18 protein-coding genes and 2 pseudogenes are annotated in these 15642 nt (G+C 75.1%); 6 read left to right on the top strand and 14 right to left on the bottom strand.

Features of this window, described 5'->3' with window-relative positions; all coding sequences use genetic code 11:
- Positions 1-29 precede the first annotated feature (29 nt).
- Both AC0OO9_RS22020 and AC0OO9_RS22015 read left to right on the top strand, forming a co-directional pair.
- Complete coding sequence (locus AC0OO9_RS22020) at positions 30-1550, top strand: YifB family Mg chelatase-like AAA ATPase (RefSeq protein ID WP_484512038.1); 1521 nt, start codon at positions 30-32, stop codon at positions 1548-1550.
- A complete protein-coding gene (locus tag AC0OO9_RS22015) occupies positions 1460-2755 on the top strand; it encodes a DNA-processing protein DprA (RefSeq protein WP_484518009.1) in 1296 nt (431 codons plus the stop codon). The genes AC0OO9_RS22020 and AC0OO9_RS22015 overlap by 91 nt, the downstream gene beginning before the upstream one ends.
- Before the next feature lie 26 nt (positions 2756-2781).
- Here AC0OO9_RS22015 and AC0OO9_RS22010 read toward each other — a convergent pair whose 3' ends face one another.
- A complete protein-coding gene (locus AC0OO9_RS22010) occupies positions 2782-3117 on the bottom strand; it encodes a hypothetical protein (RefSeq protein ID WP_484512036.1) in 336 nt (111 codons plus the stop codon).
- Between AC0OO9_RS22010 and AC0OO9_RS22005 the strand changes: the two are divergent.
- Positions 3116-3814: pseudogene (locus AC0OO9_RS22005) on the top strand (site-specific integrase); the annotation flags it as partial. The gene AC0OO9_RS22010 and the pseudogene AC0OO9_RS22005 sit on opposite strands and share 2 nt — an antisense overlap.
- A complete protein-coding gene (locus tag AC0OO9_RS22000) occupies positions 3803-4738 on the top strand; it encodes a tyrosine-type recombinase/integrase (RefSeq protein WP_484518008.1) in 936 nt (311 codons plus the stop codon). The pseudogene AC0OO9_RS22005 and the gene AC0OO9_RS22000, both read left to right, overlap by 12 nt.
- An 85-nt stretch (positions 4739-4823) precedes the next feature.
- Here AC0OO9_RS22000 and AC0OO9_RS21995 read toward each other — a convergent pair whose 3' ends face one another.
- On the bottom strand, positions 4824-5408 hold the full coding sequence (locus AC0OO9_RS21995; protein ID WP_484512034.1) for a GNAT family N-acetyltransferase: 585 nt from the start codon (positions 5406-5408) through the stop codon (positions 4824-4826).
- A 132-nt stretch (positions 5409-5540) separates the two neighbouring features.
- Between AC0OO9_RS21995 and AC0OO9_RS21990 the strand changes: the two genes are divergently transcribed.
- Positions 5541-6722 carry an aminotransferase class V-fold PLP-dependent enzyme gene (locus tag AC0OO9_RS21990; RefSeq protein WP_484512032.1) on the top strand — a complete coding sequence of 394 codons (1182 nt, stop codon included), beginning with the start codon at positions 5541-5543 and terminating at the stop codon, positions 6720-6722.
- Here the strand turns inward: AC0OO9_RS21990 and AC0OO9_RS21985 are convergent.
- Positions 6610-7320: a murein hydrolase activator EnvC family protein gene (locus AC0OO9_RS21985; RefSeq protein WP_484512030.1), complete on the bottom strand. Its 711-nt coding sequence runs from the start codon at positions 7318-7320 to the stop codon at positions 6610-6612. The genes AC0OO9_RS21990 and AC0OO9_RS21985 overlap by 113 nt on opposite strands.
- 206 nt (positions 7321-7526) lie before the next feature.
- On the opposite strand from AC0OO9_RS21985, the gene AC0OO9_RS21980 reads away from it, so the two are divergent.
- Positions 7527-8633: a sulfite oxidase gene (locus AC0OO9_RS21980; protein ID WP_484512029.1), complete on the top strand. Its 1107-nt coding sequence runs from the start codon at positions 7527-7529 to the stop codon at positions 8631-8633.
- Between the two features lie 106 nt (positions 8634-8739).
- Here AC0OO9_RS21980 and AC0OO9_RS21975 read toward each other — a convergent pair whose 3' ends face one another.
- From AC0OO9_RS21975 to AC0OO9_RS21925, 11 genes and pseudogenes are all read right to left on the bottom strand, one after another.
- Positions 8740-9063, bottom strand: a complete 324-nt coding sequence (locus tag AC0OO9_RS21975; RefSeq protein ID WP_007075222.1) for a DUF2469 domain-containing protein — start codon at positions 9061-9063, stop codon at positions 8740-8742.
- Entirely contained in the window at positions 9060-9872 is an 813-nt protein-coding gene (locus AC0OO9_RS21970) for a ribonuclease HII (protein WP_151457076.1), read from the bottom strand. Before AC0OO9_RS21970 ends, AC0OO9_RS21975 begins: the two co-directional genes overlap by 4 nt.
- Complete coding sequence (locus AC0OO9_RS21965) at positions 9866-10360, bottom strand: NUDIX hydrolase (RefSeq protein ID WP_484512027.1); 495 nt, start codon at positions 10358-10360, stop codon at positions 9866-9868. The genes AC0OO9_RS21970 and AC0OO9_RS21965 overlap by 7 nt, the downstream gene beginning before the upstream one ends.
- A 48-nt stretch (positions 10361-10408) precedes the next feature.
- Positions 10409-11029, bottom strand: a complete 621-nt coding sequence (gene lepB / locus AC0OO9_RS21960; protein WP_484512026.1) for a signal peptidase I — start codon at positions 11027-11029, stop codon at positions 10409-10411.
- A gap of 9 nt (positions 11030-11038) precedes the next feature.
- A pseudogene (lepB, locus tag AC0OO9_RS21955) lies at positions 11039-11913 on the bottom strand (signal peptidase I).
- A 184-nt stretch (positions 11914-12097) separates the two neighbouring features.
- Positions 12098-12454 carry a 50S ribosomal protein L19 gene (rplS, locus tag AC0OO9_RS21950; protein WP_089001547.1) on the bottom strand — a complete coding sequence of 119 codons (357 nt, stop codon included), beginning with the start codon at positions 12452-12454 and terminating at the stop codon, positions 12098-12100.
- Between the two features lie 142 nt (positions 12455-12596).
- A complete protein-coding gene (trmD, locus tag AC0OO9_RS21945) occupies positions 12597-13370 on the bottom strand; it encodes a tRNA (guanosine(37)-N1)-methyltransferase TrmD (RefSeq protein ID WP_327030771.1) in 774 nt (257 codons plus the stop codon).
- Between the two features lie 20 nt (positions 13371-13390).
- Positions 13391-13978 carry a ribosome maturation factor RimM gene (gene rimM / locus AC0OO9_RS21940; protein ID WP_484518007.1) on the bottom strand — a complete coding sequence of 196 codons (588 nt, stop codon included), beginning with the start codon at positions 13976-13978 and terminating at the stop codon, positions 13391-13393.
- A 2-nt stretch (positions 13979-13980) separates the two neighbouring features.
- Complete coding sequence (locus AC0OO9_RS21935) at positions 13981-14241, bottom strand: RNA-binding protein (RefSeq protein ID WP_172862164.1); 261 nt, start codon at positions 14239-14241, stop codon at positions 13981-13983.
- Positions 14216-14683 carry a 30S ribosomal protein S16 gene (gene rpsP, locus AC0OO9_RS21930; RefSeq protein ID WP_311410948.1) on the bottom strand — a complete coding sequence of 156 codons (468 nt, stop codon included), beginning with the start codon at positions 14681-14683 and terminating at the stop codon, positions 14216-14218. The genes AC0OO9_RS21935 and rpsP overlap by 26 nt, the downstream gene beginning before the upstream one ends.
- A gap of 297 nt (positions 14684-14980) precedes the next feature.
- The gene (locus AC0OO9_RS21925) at positions 14981-15628 is read right to left on the bottom strand and encodes a ribonuclease FAU-1 family protein (protein WP_327030769.1); all 648 of its coding nucleotides are present in this window, start codon (positions 15626-15628) and stop codon (positions 14981-14983) included.
- Positions 15629-15642: the final 14 nt, after the last annotated feature.

Raw genomic sequence — 15642 nt, 5'->3', positions numbered from 1 at the left:
CCCGGCGACGAGCGACGGCGGGTGGCGTCGTGAGCTACGCGAAGGTGCTCTGCGTGGGCCTGGTGGGCGTCACCGGGCACCTCGTGGAGGTCGAGGCCGACCTGGCCGCCGGCCTGCCGGCGGTGGTCATCTCGGGGCTGCCGGACACCGCCCTGCACGAGGCCCGGGACCGGGTCCGCGCGGCCGTGGTCAACTCCGGTCAGCGGTGGCCCAACCGGCGGATCACCCTCAACCTGCTGCCGGCCGACCTGCCGAAGTTCGGCTCCGCGTTCGACCTGGCGATCGCGGCGGCCCTGCTGGGCGGCTCCGGCGAGCTGCCGCTGCTGCCCCTGGAACACGTGGTGGTCCTGGGCGAGCTGGGCCTCGACGGCACGGTCCGCCCGGTGCGCGGTGTGCTGCCCATGGTCGCCGCGGCCGCCCGGGCCGGCGTCGGAAAGGTGATCGTCCCGGCCGGCAACGCCGCCGAGGCGGCGGTCGTCCCCGGGGTCCGGGTCCGGGCGGTCGACACGCTGCACCGGCTGGTCAGCTTCATCCGCGACGGCTCGCCCCTGATCGAGCCGGAGCCGGACGGCCCGTCGCCAACCGGCGGCGGGCCCGACCTGGCCGAGGTCGCCGGGCAGGGGCTGGGCCGGAGGGCACTGGAGGTGGCCGCGGCGGGCGGGCACCACCTGGCGCTGGTCGGGCCGCCGGGAGCCGGCAAGACCATGCTCGCCGAGCGCCTCCCGTCGATCCTGCCCGAGCTGGACGACGAGGCCGCGCTGGAGGTCACCGCGCTGCACTCCATCGCCGGGCTGCTGCCACCGGGCGGCCGGTTGCTGCGCCGCCCGCCGTTCCAGGCACCACACCACACGGCGACGGTGCCGTCGCTGGTCGGCGGCGGTTCCGGGCTGGCCCGCCCCGGCGCGATCTCGCTCGCCCACCGGGGCGTGCTCTTCCTCGACGAGGCGCCCGAGTTCAGCCGGGGCGCGCTGGAGGCGCTGCGCCAACCGCTGGAGAACGGCCGGGTCCGGCTGGTCCGCAGCCGGGGCGGCGCCGAGTACCCGGCCCGTACGCAGCTGGTGCTGGCGGCCAACCCGTGCCCGTGCGCCAAGCCGGCCGGGGACGCGTACTGCGAGTGCCCGCCGCAGGCCCGGCGACGCTACCTCAGCCGGCTCTCCGGGCCGCTGCTGGACCGGATCGACGTGCAGGTGAAGCTGCCGCCCGTCCGCGCGGCCGAGCTGATGCAGGCCACCGTCGACAGCGAGCCCTCCGCCACCGTCGCCGCGCGGGTGGCGGTGGCCCGGCAGGCGGCGGCCACCCGCTGGGCGGTGCTCGGTCACCGGCTCAACGCCGAGATACCCGGCCCGTACCTGCGCCGACCGCCCTGGCGGTTGCCCGGGCCGGACACGGCCGAGCTGCGGGTCCGGCTGGACGCCGGATCGCTGTCGGCCCGCGGCTTCGACCGGATCATCCGCCTGGCCTGGACGATCGCGGACCTGGACGGTCGGGACCGCCCCGACCGGGAGGACGTCCGGGAGGCCATCCAACTGAGGACGGGGGACGCGACGTGAGCACCGACGAGGAGACCCTGGCCAGGGTGGCGCTCACCTGGCTCGCCGAGCCCGGCACCTGGTCGGTGCACCGACTGGTCGACCGGCTCGGCCCGGTGGCGACGCTCGACCTCCTGCTCGACGGGGGCGCGCCGGAGGAGACGCTGCGAAACACCGTGGCGGCCCGTTGCGCGGCCGGCGACGCCCGGACCGTCGCGGCCGAGGCGCTGGCCCGCACGGACCGCCTCGGTGCCCGGATCGTCGTCCCCGGTGACGACGAGTGGCCCGTCCGGGTCGGCGACCTGCGCCGGCTCCGGCTGCCCGGCGCCTACCGGCGGGTGGACATCGAGACCGCCCCGCCGCTCTGCTTCTGGGTACGCGGCTCGCGGCCGCTCGCAGAGGCGTTCGACCGCTCCGTCGCGGTCGTCGGCGCCCGCGCCGCCACCGGGTACGGCACACACGTCGCCACGGAACTCGGCTACGGACTGGCCGACCGGGACTGGACAATCGTCTCCGGCGGAGCCTTCGGCATCGACGCCGCGGCCCACCGGGGCGCGCTCAACGCCGGTGGCCTGACCGTGGCGGTGCTGGCCTGCGGCGTGGACCGCCCGTACCCGATGGGCAACGCGGCGTTGTTCGACCGGATCGCCGACACCGGGCTGCTGGTCAGCGAGTGGATGCCGGGAGCCGATCCGCTGCGGCCCCGGTTCCTCATCCGCAACCGGGTGATCGCGGCGGGCACCCTCGGCACGGTGCTGGTGGAGGCGGCCGCCCGCAGCGGCGCCACCCAGACCACCCACCGGGCGCTCGCCCTGGGCAGGCCCAGCATGGTGGTGCCCGGCCCGGTCACGTCGGCGATGTCCGTCGGCGCGCACGAGACGCTACGGGAGTATCCGAGGGCCCGGCTGGTGACCGGCGTCGCGCAGGTGCTGGAGGAGGTCGGGCGGATCGGCGACCTGGCGCCCGTACCGCGCGGCCCGCAGCAGCCGGCCGACCTGCTCGACGATGACGCGAGGGCCGTCGTCGAGGCGTTGCCCCGCCGGGGCGCGGTCGGTGTGGACGTCCTCGCCGCGCGGGCCGGGGTGCCCGTCCGTACCGCGCTGCGGAAGCTGTCGATGCTCGAGGAACTGGCCCTCGTGCTCCGCCGCGACGACGGGTACGCCCTCGCGCCCCCGCCGGCCGGGAACGCGTCCGCCGGACGACCGGCGACGCCGGACGGACCGTGAACCGCCGGACGGACGGGGAGCCGCCGTCAGTCACCCTCGAAGCGGATCTCCATCGCGCGGTCCTGCCGGCAGCGCCGCGCCAACCGATCCAGCCGGCGCACGTGCGTCAGCTCCGGCGTCGACCGGGACACCTCGGCGAGGCAGCGCACCTCGGCGAGGAGCTGCGGCGCCTGGCCGGCAGGGACCACCAACTCGCCGACCGGATCCACCCGGTCGAGCAGCGGGGTACGCCCGCTGCCACGGACGCGCCGGACGAGGTTCAGCAGTACGTCGTCGGGATCGGGCAGCACCTCGGCCGGCACGAGGCGACGCCGGTCGGAGCCCGCCCCGACCGCCCGGTAGAGGACGACGTCCACCCCCATGCCCGGTCCCCCTTCGTCGAGCCTGGTCCCGTCGCACGGCGACCACGGCCAGGGCCCACACCCGTTGGTACGACAAGTCTGCGCGCACCGGCCGACGCAATCCACCACCCGGGCCGCGCGTCCGCGCCGGGAACACCCGCGAGCCGGCACGGCCGGTCACCGCCTCGGCGCCCGGTCGGCCCGGTGCCCGGCCGGTGGCCGGCAGCCCGGTGCGCTGCCCGGTCCAGTGGCCTGCCGGTGGCGTCGGGCGACCGTAGGCTGGTCCCGTGCCACCCGAGGATCCGCCGCCCATCGCCACCACGGCCTTGATCCGCACCCAGGTGTACCGCGGGGTGCGGCCTCCCGTGCGGGTCGGCCAGGCGGCGCCCGCAGCTCGGCCCAGCGTGGCAGGGACGCGCACGCGAGGCACACCGACCGCCCGACGGACGGCCGCGAAGGGCTCGCGGTGAGCCGGGAGGCGAACGGCACCCGGGCGACCCACGAGGCGCTCCCACCGGCGATGCGCGAGGCGGTGGACGACTTCGCCGGGTACCTGGCCGCCGTGCGCAACCGGTCCGCCCACACCGTCCGGGCGTACGTCGGTGACGTGGTGTCGCTGTTGGACCACGCCCACCGGATGGGCTGCGCCGCACTGCCGGAGCTGGACCTCGCCGTGCTACGCAGCTGGCTGGCCAAGCAGCGGACGATGGGGGCCGCGCGGACGTCGCTCGCCCGCCGGGCGGCCTCGGCGCGGACGTTCAGCGCGTGGGCCCACCGCTGTGGACTGCTCCCCGCCGACGTGGCCGGCGCCCTGTCCAGCCCGCGCGCCCACCGGGACCTGCCGACCGTGCTGCGTGCCGACCAGGCGGCCGCCCTGGTGGAAGCGCCGGGCCGATTCGTCCCGGCCGTGCCGCCACCCCCCGCCGAGGGCAACTCCCGACCGCCGTCACCCGACGAGGACGACTTAGGACCGCCGTCACCCGACGGGGAGGGCTCCCGGCCAGCGTCAACCGACGAGAGCTCCCGGCCGGCACCGCCCGACGGGGAGGGCTCCCGACCGGCGTCGCCCGACGACGGGTCCGGGCCGACGTCGCCAGACGCGTCGGGTCCCTCCACTGCGGCCCACCAGGTCGCCGAGGCGGTACTGCTGCGGGACCGGGCGCTGCTGGAGCTGCTCTACGGCACGGGGGTGCGGATCAGCGAGGCGTGCGGCCTCGACGTCGCCGACGTCGACCACGCGCGACGGGTCGTGCGGGTGTTCGGCAAGGGTGGCCGGGAACGGGCCGTGCCGTACGGGGTGCCGGCGCAGCGGGCGCTCGACGAGTGGCTGCGCCACGGCCGGCCGGCGCTGGCCGCACCGCACTCCCGCGACGCGCTGCTGCTCGGCGCCCGCGGCGGACGGCTCAACCCGACGACGGCACGGCGGATCGTCGGCGGGTACGCGGAGGCCGCCGGCCTGCCTCCGATCAGCCCGCACGGGCTGCGCCACTCGGCGGCCACCCACCTGCTGGAGGGCGGCGCCGACCTGCGGGCGGTGCAGGAACTGCTGGGACACTCGTCCCTGGCGAGCACCCAGATCTACACCCACGTGTCCGTGGAGCGGCTCCGCGCCGCCTACCGCCAGGCCCACCCACGCGCCTGAGTCCCGCCGCCGCAGGCCACCCCGACCCCGAGCGGCCCGGGAGCGGCAGCCCTGCCCGGGCAGCCGGGCAGGCAGGGGCGGGTGCTCAGGTCCGGCGCGGCGACGAGCCCGGCCCGTCGGGGGCCGAGCCCCGGAGCACGACGTGCGGCTCGCGCCCGAGGTCCAGGCACATCCGCACGTCGTCGTAACGTTCGTCGCCCACCTCGATGACGTTCGGCAGTCGGCCCCACTCGCGGAAGCCGAGGCGCTCGTACAGCTCGATGGCACCGTGGTTGTTGCCGCGTACTCCCAGCGCGAGAGTCTCGACGCCGGCCTTGCGGGCGTCGTCGATCAGCGCGCCGGTGACGAGCCGACCGATGCCGCGGCCACGGGCCGCGGGGTGTGCGGTGATCTTCTCCAGGTCGGCGTAGTGGGTGAAGATCGGCTTCGGACCGCGCCGCCACGCCCCGGTGCCCACCACCCGGTCGTCGAGCACGGCGAGGACCAGCGCGGCGTCGCCGGCCCCGACGAGACCGAGCACCCTGTCCAGCCAGGCGTCGGTCTCGGCGCGGCCGGGCGGGACCGCGTACCCGATCGCGCCGCCCCGCTCGGCCACGGCGTGCAGCACCCGGTGCACCTCGGCGCGCAGCTGCCGGTCGGCGGCGGTCGGCCAGCGCAGTTCGACGTCCATGACCAGCGATTCTCCGGGATCGAGGACTGTCGACCGGCACGGGCTCGATGCAACCGCGTCCCGGGTGGGCGCCCGACGGACCGTACCCGGCGGAACGGCGGCGATGGATCGACCGGTCGCTACGATCACCGGGTGAGCCTCCCGCAGCCGCCCGAACCGATCGCGGCAGCCCGCCTGCTCTTCTCGCTCGACCCGGCGGTCAGCCACCTGAACCACGGCTCGTTCGGCGCGGTACCGATCGCCGTGCAGCGGGCCCAGCAGCGGCTGCGCGACGAGATGGAGGCCAATCCGCTGCGCTTCTTCACGCAGGGCCTGGTCGACCGGATCGCCCACACCCGCCGGCACCTGGCCGGCTTCCTGGGCGCCGACCCGGACGGCACCGCCCTCGTCCCGAACGCCACCACCGGCGTGGCGGTGGTGCTCCAGTCGCTCGGCCTGGGTCCGGGCGACGAGGTGCTCACCACCGACCACGGCTACGGCGCGGTCGGCCTCGCCATCGCCCGGGAGTGCCGGCGTACGGGGGCGGTCGAGCGGACACTGCCCGTCCCGTTGGCCGCCTCGGGTGAGGAGATCGTCCAGATCGTCCGCGCCGGGCTGCGCCCCGGCCGGACCCGGCTGCTCGTCGTGGACCAGCTCACCTCCGCCACCGCCCGACTCTTCCCCGTCGCCGCGATCGTCGGCGTGGCCCGGGAGCACGGGATACCGGTCCTCGTTGACGCCGCACACGCCCCGGGCATGCTTCCGGCGCCGGTGGGCGACGTCGGCGCCGACTTCTGGGTGGGCAACCTGCACAAGTGGGCGTACGCGCCGCGCGGCACCGCCGTACTGGCGGTCGCTCCGCCGTGGCGGGAACGGATCGAGCCCCTGGTCGTCTCCTGGGAGCAGGAGTCCGGGTTCCCCGGCCGCGTCGAGTGGGCGGCGACGCAGGACTACACGGGCTGGCTGGCCGCGCCGGTGGGCCTGTTCACGCTGCGCAGCCTCGGCGTGGACCGGGTACGCGGGCACAATGCCGCGCTGGCGGCGTACGGCCAGCGGCTGCTGGGGGACGCGCTCGGGGTGGCCCCCGTCGACCTGCCGGACCCCGGCGGGCCGGGGGTCGCCATGCGGATCGTGCCGCTGCCAGCGGGCCTGGGCACCACGCTCGACGCGGCGCGGGCGCTGCGGGAACGGATCGCCGAGCGGCTCGCCACCGAGGTCGCCGTCATGGCCTGGAACGGACGCGGCTGGCTGCGGCTCTGTGCCCAGGTCTACAACACCCCCGACGCGTACGAGCGGCTCGCGGTGCGGCTGCCCCCGCTGCTCGCCCAGCGTTGAGGGCGGGGTCGTCCCCGTCGAGCGGCAGCAGCCGCACGGGTCCCAGGCCGAGCAGCGCCAGCGGATCCAGGTAGTCGGCGCCGCGCCGCAGCCCCCAGTGCAGGCAGGCGGGGGCGGGGCAGCCCGGGTGGCCGGCGAGGAGGGTGCCCAGCGGCGCCCCGGCCGCCAGTGCCTCGCCGGGGCGGACCGCCGGCGACACCGGCTCGTGGGTGGTCCGCAGCCCGTCGGCGTGCCCGACGGTGACGACGGGACGGCCGGCGACCAGACCGGCGAAGAGCACCGTGCCGGCGCCGGCGGCCCGCACGGTCGCGCCCTGCACGGCGGCCAGGTCGACGCCCCGGTGACCGGGCAGCCAGGGCCGGGGCGGCGGGTCGAACCGGCGCACCGGGCGCGGGACGCCGTCGAGCGGCCACCGGAACCGCACGGCACCGGCCGGCGCGACCACGGCCGGCGCGCCCCCGGGCAGCGCGATCCCGGGCGGTGCCGCCGGGACGAGCGGTCGCCCCACCGCCGGGACCGGCCGGGCGACGGGCGCGGCGGGTCCGAGGGACAGCAGGGCCACGCAGAACACGACGGCGGTACGGGCGGCAGGTCGCATGGGCGCAGCCTGCGCGGCATCCGCCCGTCCTCGCCACCCCCGGCACCCTCGCCTGTGGACGACTGTCGTCCTGTGGACGGCCCCCCGGAGGGCCGGGCGGTCTGCTAGGCACGCTGGTTCCTGGGCGTGCCCGGCAGCGCCGGCGAGGCCCTAGGCTGGGACGGGCGCACGGCGGAGCCGCCGCCGTCCGGCCGGGGAGGTCCTCGATGACCACTGTGCACGATGCCAGCGGGCCCTCCCGCGTGGCGGAACCCGGCGAGGGCATCACCGCCGAGGAGTTGCAGCTCGCCGCCCGCAACCACGGCATCCCGCTGGAGGCGCTGCGCTACGACGTGACCCCGGCCGGCCTGCACTACCTGCTCATCCACTACGACATCCCGGACCTCGACCCGGACGCGCACGCGCTGACGGTGGCCGGCGCGGTGGACCGGCCGCTGATCCTCGACCTCGCGGCACTGCGCGAGCGGCCCCGGGTCACCCGCCGGGTCACGTTGGAGTGCGCCGGCAACGGGCGCGCCCTGCTGCATCCCCGGCCGGTGAGCCAGCCGTGGCTGGTCGAGGCGGTCGGCAACGCGGAGTGGACCGGCACCCCGCTGGCGCCGCTGCTGCGCGAGGCGGGGATCGCCGCCGACGCCGTGGACGTGGTCTTCACGGGCGCCGACCACGGTGTGGAACGCGGCGTCGAGCAGGACTACCAGCGGGCGCTGCCGGCCGCCGACGCGCTGCGCGAGGAGGTGCTGCTGGCGTACGAGATGAACGGCGCTCCGCTGCTGCCGCAGCACGGTGCCCCGTTGCGGCTGATCGTGCCCGGCTGGTACGGCATGGCGCACGTCAAGTGGCTGCGCGCGATCGACGTACGCACCGAGGCGTTCGACGGCTACCAGAACGCGGTCGCCTACCGGCTGCGGCGGGACGCGGACGACCCCGGGGTGCCGGTGACCCGGATCGAGCCGCGGGCGCTGGTCCGGCCGCCCGGCTTCCCCGACTTCATGTCCCGCACCCGCGTGCTGCGGCCCGGTCCGTGCACGCTGGACGGTCGCGCCTGGTCCGGCCACGCCCCGGTCGTCTCGGTGGAGGTGACCACCGACGGCGGGGCCAGTTGGCGACCGGCCATCCTGGACGAGCAGGTCGGCGGGGAGTTCGCCTGGCGCCGGTGGCGCTACGAGTGGGCGGCGGAGCCGGGGCGGCACGTCCTCGGGGCCCGCGCCACCGACGCCTCCGGCCGCAGCCAGCCGGTCGAGCAGCCGTGGAACCGGGGCGGCTTCGCCAACAACCTCGTCCAGCGGGTCGAGGTCGTGGTGCCGGCGGGGTGAACCGGGCTGCCGGGGAGAAGCGGGACGACGGCCGCGCGGCGGTGGGGGCGCCGACGGGGCCGTACGGCCGACGGTGGGACCGCCGGGCGGGCGGCGGAGCGGTGGGTCAGCCGCCGAAGCCGGAGTCGGCGGGCAGCGAGATGTCGGGCTTCTCCAGCTCCTCGACGTTGACGTCCTTGAAGGTCATCACCCGGACGTTCTTCACGAACCGGGCGGGACGGTACATGTCCCACACCCAGGCGTCGTGCATCTCGACCTCGAAGTAGACCTCGCCGTCGGAGTTGCGCACGTGCAGGTCGACCTGGTTGGCCAGGTAGAACCGGCGCTCCGTCTCCACCACGTAGGAGAACTGGCGGACGATGTCGCGGTACTCCCGGTAGAGCTGGAGCTCCATCTCGGTCTCGTACTTCTCGAGGTCTTCCGCGCTCATCGCACTCCGCCTTCCATGACCACATCTTCCCCCACCGACGCCGGAGGCTGAGGCTGCTCGCCCAACGCCACGCCGACGGTACCCCCTGGCGGGCAGGAGCGCTCCATCGGCTCGTCCCGCCTCGCGTCCGCCGGCCGACGCGCCCGGGGTGGGGCGCCGTCGCGACCGGACACCGTCGCCACGTTGACGTACGAGAACCGGTGCTCCCGGCACGGCCCCCGGTCCCGCAGCGCCGCGGTGTGTTCCGCGGTGATGTAACCCTTGTGCTCGGCGAACCCGTAGCCCGGGAACGCCCCGTCGAGCTCGACCATCATCCGGTCCCGGGTGACCTTGGCGAGTACGCTCGCCGCCGCGACGCAGGCGGCCACCCGGTCGCCCTTCCACACGGCCAGCCCCGGCACGTCGAGGCCGTCCACGCCGAAGCCGTCGGTCAGCACGTAGTCGGGGCGGGTCGTCAGCGACGCCAGGGCGCGACGCATCGCGGCCAGGTTGCTCACGTGCAGGCCCCGCTCGTCGACCTCCTCGGCCGGGATCACCACCACGGCGTACGCCAGCGCGCGGGCCACGACCTCGTCGTGGATCCGCTCCCGGCTGGCGGGGGTGAGCAGCTTGGAGTCGGCCAGCCCGTCGATCTCGCCGCGGCGGCCCTCGGGCAGGATCGCGGCGGCGGCGACCAGCGGCCCGGCGCAGGCGCCGCGACCCGCCTCGTCGGCCCCGGCGACGTGCCGGAAGCCGCGCCGCTGCAACGCGCGCTCCAGCGCGTAGAGCCCACCCTCGCGGCGCACCACCGTGCGCGGGGGCGTCAGCACGGCGCGTCCTGCCCGGCCGTGGGCGCGGGCGCGGCGGCCAGCGCCCGGGCCAGCACCGTGGTCAGGTCCGGCGGGTAGTACCGCTCGCCGCTGGCGGTCAGCTCGGCCGGCGACCACCACCGGTGGGCGGCGACGGTGGCCCGCTCGATCTCGCTGAAGCCGGCGGTGTCGACCTCGTGGCCCGCCACCCGCACCAGGAAGAACTCCTGCTCCTGCCGGTACCACACGCCGTCGAAGGGGAACTCCGTCACGTCGCGGTGCACGGGCGCCCCGAACGCCGGGGCCGGCAGCCGCAGCCCGGTCTCCTCGGCCAGCTCCCGCGCCGCGCACTCGGGGTAGGTCTCCCCCTCGTCCAGGCCGCCGCCGGGGGTGAACCACCAGCGCCCGTGCTCGGGACGGGCCGGGTCGGAGCCGCAGAAGAGCAGCACCCGACCTGCCGCGTCGACGAGCAGGACGCGCGCCGCACGCCGAGGGGTGTAGACGGTCACCGCACCAGCCTGCCAGACGCCGCCGACAACGCACACGCCCGGCGGCCCCTACGGTTCGGGGATGGCCTCGTACGGCTTCGGGACGCTCAGCCAGGTGGCCCGGCCGACGGGCCAGAAGACGGTGAAGGCCCGCCCCACGACCTCGCCCTCGGGAATAGTGGCGACGTTGATGTCCTGACCGGACTGCTGCCAGTGCTCCAGCGAGTCGCCCGACGCCTCGCGGTGGTCGCCCATCACCCAGAGCCGGCCCTTCGGGACGGTGATGTCGAACTCCTCGGCGGTCTTGTCGCCGGGGTAGATGTAGGGCTCGTCCAGCGACTTGCCGTTGATCACCAGCCGGTCCTGCGCGTCGCAGCAGACCACGTGGTCGCCGCCGACGCCGATGACGCGCTTGATGAAGTCCTCGCCGTCGGGGTTGGCGCTCCACTCCATGGGGGCCTTGAAGACGATCACCTCGCCCCGGTGCGGGGACCGGAAGTCGTAGACCAGCTTGTTGACCAGCACCCGATCGTCGATCTGGAGGGTGTTCTCCATCGACGGGGAGGGGATGAAGAAGGTCTGCAGCACGAAGGCGCGCACCAGTACCGCGACCAGGATCGCCACACCCAGGAGGATGGGCAGCTCCTTCCAGAAGGAACTGCGCGGCTTGTCGGTCTGCTCGTCAATCACGGCACGAGCCTACGTTGCCCGGCCCGACGCCACCGTCCGGAACGCGCGAGAACGGCGAGCGCGACAGCGGTCGGGGCGAGCAGCACCAGATCGCCGTCCGGCGTGGGGCGGACCGGGGGCGGGGCGCCGGTGGAGGCGGCCGGCGGGTCGGCGACGTCGTCGAAGGTCGCGGGCACCGACAGGGCGCTCCAGCGCGACGACGGCCAGACCACGGTGAACGCCCGGCCCACCACGTTCTCGATCGGCACCGGTCCCTGGCAGCGGGCGTCCTGGGAGACCATCCGGTGGTCGCCCATGACGAAGATCTGCCCGGGCGGGACCACGACCTCGTCGAAGCGCCGGGACCGGCACTCGCGGGGGTTGGGCGGGATGTCGAGCGGCGAGTCGCGCAGGACGTACGACGACTCGTCGAGCGGCGTGCCGTTGACCAGTACGCGCCCGTCGGCGTCGCAGCACTTCACCCGGTCGCCGGGCAGGCCGATGACCCGCTTGATGAAGTCCTTCTCGCCGGGGCGGCTGACGCCGACCAGGTCGCCGACGGTCCGGCTGAGCTTGCCCGCGAACCCGGGCTCCGGCCCCTCGGCGACCTGCGGGGCCCAGCGGTCGGTGCCCCGGAAGACGACGACCTCGCCCCGCACCGGGTCGCGCACGTCGTAGACGACCTTGTTGACCAGGACCCGGTCACCGACGAGGAGGGTGTCCTCCATCGAGCCGGAGGGGATGAAGAACGCCTGGAGCAGGAAGGTGCGGATCAGCACCGCGAGGCAGAACGCGACGACCAGCAGCAGCGGCAGCTCCTGCCAGAGCGGCATCTGTCGGCGGGGTCGGCGGGCGCGCCGTCGCCAGGGGTCGACGGCGCCGTCCTCGTCAAGCGTCTGCACCACGCCACTCTCCGGTCAGCAGAAATGACACTACCGCCCGGGAACCCTGTCGGGGCTCCCCGGGCGGTAGTGGTCGTCGCTCCGCCGTCGTGGCGGGACGTCGCCCGGCTGCGCCCGTAGCGACCAGGGTAGTGCGGTCCGGTCGGTACGACATACGCGCAGCTCGGGCGGCGTGGCGAGCGCGAGGTCAGCTCGGCTGCTTCTCGCGCTTCTCCTTGATCTTGGCCTTCTTGCCCCGCAGCTCGCGCAGGTAGTAGAGCTTGGCGCGGCGGACGTCACCGCGGGTCACGACCTCGATCCGGTCGATCGCCGGGCTGTTGATCGGGTAGGTGCGCTCGACACCGACACCGAAGCTGATCTTGCGGACCGAGAAGGTCTCGCGCAGACCGTCACCCTGGCGGCGGATGACGACGCCCTGGAAGATCTGGACACGGGACCGGTTGCCCTCGACGACCCGGGCGTGCACCTTGACGGTGTCACCGGCACGGAAGTCGGGGAGGTCGGTGCGCTTCGACTGGGCGTCAAGGGCGTCCAGGATGTTCATCGCTGCGTCCTCGTGAGGCTCACGGCGCACCGTCAATCGGTGCGCGGGTGGGTGATTCTGATCCCCGGATGGCGGTCGGTGACCCGACCCCGGTCGAGGATCCTCGCAGCCGGCCGCGGCGCGGCCGGTTGCGGCAACCCCCCTACTTTGCCACATCCCCCGGCGGCACCTGAAATCCGGCCCGGTCCAGCGCGGCGACGTCCCGTTTGTCCAGGCGCTGCGGGTCCACCGCGGCGAGCATGTCGGGACGACGCGTCGCGGTGCGGGTCAGCGCCTCGTCCCGCCGCCAGCGGGCGATCCTGCCGTGGTCGCCGGAGCGGAGCACCTCCGGCACCTCCAGCCCCCGCCAGGTCGCCGGCTTCGTGTACATGGGGGCCTCCAGCAGCCCGTGGGCGTGCGACTCCTCGGCCAGCGAGCCCGCGTTGCCGAGCACGCCGGGCAGCAGCCGGGTGACCGCCTCCAGGATCACCAGCACCGCCACCTCGCCGCCGAAGAGGACGTAGTCGCCGAGGGAGACCTCGGTCACCGGCATCCGGGTCGCGGCGTGGTCGAGCACCCGCTGGTCGATGCCCTCGTACCGGCCGCAGGCGAAGAGCAGGTGCGGCTCGGCGGCCAGCTCGTGCGCCATCGCCTGGGTGAAGGGGGCGCCGGTCGGGGCCGGCACCACCAGCCTGGGCGCGGTCACCTCCGCCGGGGCGAGGGCGTCGAGCGCCTCGCCCCACGGCTCCGGCCGCATCACCATGCCGGGCCCGCCGCCGTAGGGCGTGTCGTCGACCGTGCGGTGCACGTCGTGGGTCCAGATCCGCAGATCGTGTACGGCCAGCCGCAGCGTGCCGTTCGCCCGCGCCCTGCCGATCAACGACAGGTCCAGCGGGGCGAAGTACTCCGGGAAGATCGACACGATGTCGACGCGCATGCGGGGGTGCTCCAGCGGTTCTACAGATCGAGCAGACCGGCCGGCGGGTCGACGACGACGCGACCGCCGGCGAGGTCAACCTCGGGGACGATCGCCTTGACGAACGGGATGAGCGCGGTGCCGCCCTCGGGACGGCGCAGCACCAGCAGGTCGGAGGAGGGGGCGTGGTCGATCCGGGCCACCTCGCCCAGCCGGTCGCCGTCGGGGGTGACCACGGCCAGCCCGACGAGCTGGTGGTCGTGGAACTCCTCCGGGTCCTCCGGCGCGGCGACGTCGGCGCTGTCGACCGCGAGCAGGGTGCCGCGCAGCGCCTCGGCGACGTCCCGGTCCAGGCTGCCCTCGAACGCGACGAGCATCCGTCCCTGGTGCCAGCGGGCGGACTCCACGACCAGTTCGGCGGGCACCCGGAAGGCCACCCCCTGCGCGGGCGCGGCCGGCGACGGCGGTGACGCCCCGGGCTCGGTGTGCCGCGCCCGGGGCGTCGCCCCAGGCATGGTGCGCAGCACCATGCCTGGGGCGAACCGCGCTTCGGGCTCGTCGGTCCGCACCTCCACGGTGACCTCACCGCGGATGCCGTGCGGTTTGCCGACCCTGCCGACGACGAGCAGCATCAGTACGAGTCGACGATGTCGACGCGCACGCCGCGCCCGCCGATGGAGCCGATCACCTGGCGCAGCGCCTTGGCGGTCCGGCCGGACCGCCCGATCACCGTGCCGAGGTCCTCCGGGTGCACGCGGACTTCCAGCCGCTTGCCCCGACGGGAGTCGACCATCCGGACGCGTACGTCATCGGGGTGGTCGACGATGCCCTTGACCAGGTGCTCCAACGCCGGACGCAGAGGCATGTCAGGCCTGCTCACCGGCGTCGGCAGCGGCAGCCGGGGCCTCGGCCGGAGCCTCGGTCTTCGGCGCCTCGGCCGGAGCCTCGGCCTTGGCGGCCTTCTTGGCCGGCTTCGCCGGCGCCTCGGCCAGCCCGGCGGCGGCCTTCGCCTCGGCCTCGTACGCCGCGGTGCGGTCGACCCGCTCCGGGGCGACCTTCAGCGGCGGCGGGGCCGGCAGGCCCTTGAACTTCTGCCAGTCACCGGTCAGCTCCAGCAGCCGCTGCACCGCCTCGCTCGGCTGGGCGCCGACGGACAGCCAGTACTGGACCCGCTCCGACTTGACCTCGATCACCGAAGGGTCTTCCTTCGGCTGGTAGACCCCGACGAACTCGATCGCCCGGCCGTCGCGCTTGGTGCGCGAGTCGGCGATGACGATGCGGTACTGCGGGTTGCGGATCTTGCCCATCCGCAGGAGCCGGATCTTTACGGCCACAGTTGTTTCGCTCCTGTTGCGATCTCACCTGCCCGGTACGGGCGGTGCACGGGTGAGTGTCGACCGGCACAGTGGGGTTGGGCCGGAGACTGCTCGGTGGACTGGCGACGTGCCCGGGTTAGAGGGCGCCGGACGCGCGCCGGATACCAGCCAGCCATTCTGCCAGATCGGGCGCCGATCGCTCACACCGGACCGCCCCCGGTCACCCGCCGGGCGGCAGAAGTGACCGAAAGCACAGTCGCCGGCCGGCGGCCGGACCCACCGGTCGGGGGCGGTGCGCGGGCGGGTCGGGCCGGGTCAGCGCACCGGGGGGCGGTCCCAGCCGGGCGGCAACCCGTCGGGGACGGTCCAGTCGGGCGGCGGGGTGAAGTCGCACCAGGTGCCGTCGAACGGGAACTCCCCCGCCTCGGCCAGCGCGATCACCCGCTTCCCCTCGGCGCGGACCGCGTCGGCGTCGGTCACCCAGTAGTGGTCGGGGAAGGCGAGCCGCTCGGCGAACTCCCCCTCGTCCTTCCACTCCCAGCCCAGGTCGGGGCGGACGACCACGTCGAGGTCCTGGTCCACCATGTCGACGCCGGCGAGCGTGCCGTCGTCCCAGCGCACCCCGGGCTCCTCCAGGTTGACGTACCAGGTGGCGAAGCGGTCGTGCGCGTCGCGGAACCACCACACGGAGTGGGCCGCCCCGGCGGGCAGGAACTTGAGCACGGAGGGGCCGTCCCACCGGCCGGTGGCCAGGCGGTACGACGAGGAGATCCACTCGCTGAACGGCACCGCCCGCATGCCCAGCCCGGCCTCGGTGACCTCGCTCGCGACCGGGGAGTCGCGGGGCACCCAGAGCAGCAGGCCCCGGTCGTCGTCGCTGACCACCCGCGCGGTGCGTACCCAGCCGATCCGGCCCCGGCGCACGTTGCGGTGCACGATCAGCCGCCCAGGTTCGAATCTCACGCACCGACCCTACC

Source organism: Micromonospora sp. USAFONa4, assembly GCF_057197825.1.
This window is presented reverse-complemented; position numbering and strand designations above follow the sequence as displayed.